General features: G+C 69.9%; 1 protein-coding gene. It reads left to right on the top strand.

Translation table 11 applies throughout. The features are described 5' to 3' along the window. Positions 1–1,091 (top strand): acetyl/propionyl/methylcrotonyl-CoA carboxylase subunit alpha (locus tag ACH4B3_RS34305; RefSeq protein ID WP_398469723.1); only part of this gene is annotated, 1,091 nt, incomplete at both ends.

Here is a 1,091-nt window from a genome sequence, read left to right as displayed (position 1 = left end):
AAGGTGCTCATCGCCAACCGTGGCGAAATCGCTGTCCGCGTTGCCCGTGCTTGTCGGGATGCCGGGATCGCGAGCGTAGCCGTGTACGCCGATCCGGATCGGGACGCGGTGCATGTGCGCGCGGCCGATGAGGCTTACGCGCTGGGTGGTGACACCCCGGCGGCCAGTTATCTGGACATGGCCAAGGTGTTGGCCGCGGCGGCGGAGTCGGGTGCGGACGCGGTGCATCCGGGGTACGGGTTCCTGTCCGAGAACGCGGATTTCGCGCAGGCGGTGCTGGACGCGGGGCTGATCTGGATCGGTCCGCCGCCGCAGGCGATCCGGGATCTGGGGGACAAGGTCGCCGCGCGGCATATCGCGCAGCGGGCGGGTGCTCCGCTGGTGGCCGGCACGCCCGATCCGGTGTCGGGTGCCGATGAGGTGGTGGCGTTCGCGCGGGAGCACGGTCTGCCGATCGCGATCAAGGCGGCGTTCGGTGGCGGTGGCCGGGGTCTGAAGGTGGCCCGGACGCTGGAGGAGGTCCCGGAGCTGTACGACTCCGCGGTGCGGGAGGCGGTCGCGGCGTTCGGCCGGGGTGAGTGCTTCGTGGAGCGCTACCTGGACAAGCCCCGGCATGTGGAGACGCAGTGTCTGGCGGACACCCACGGGAATGTGGTGGTGGTCTCCACGCGTGACTGCTCGCTGCAGCGGCGGCATCAGAAGCTGGTGGAAGAGGCGCCGGCGCCGTTCTTGTCGGCGGAGCAGAACGCGGAGCTGTACGCGGCGTCCAAGGCCATCTTGAAGGAGGCCGGGTATGTCGGTGCGGGCACGGTGGAGTTCCTGGTGGGGCTGGACGGGACGATCTCGTTCCTGGAGGTGAACACCCGGCTTCAGGTGGAGCACCCGGTGACCGAGGAGGTCACGGGGATCGATCTGGTGCGGGAGATGTTCCGGATCGCCGATGGTGAGGCGCTGGGGTACGGCGATCCGGCGGTGCGTGGGCACTCGTTCGAGTTCCGGATCAATGGTGAGGACCCGGGGCGCAACTTCCTGCCGGCGCCGGGGACGGTGACGCGGTTCGCGCCGCCGTCGGGTCCGGGGGTGCGGCTGGA

The organism is Streptomyces sp. NPDC018031, assembly GCF_044327625.1.
Lineage (GTDB): Bacteria > Actinomycetota > Actinomycetes > Streptomycetales > Streptomycetaceae > Streptomyces.
Note: the sequence above shows the minus strand (reverse complement) of the source record. Positions and strands in the feature narration are given on the sequence as shown.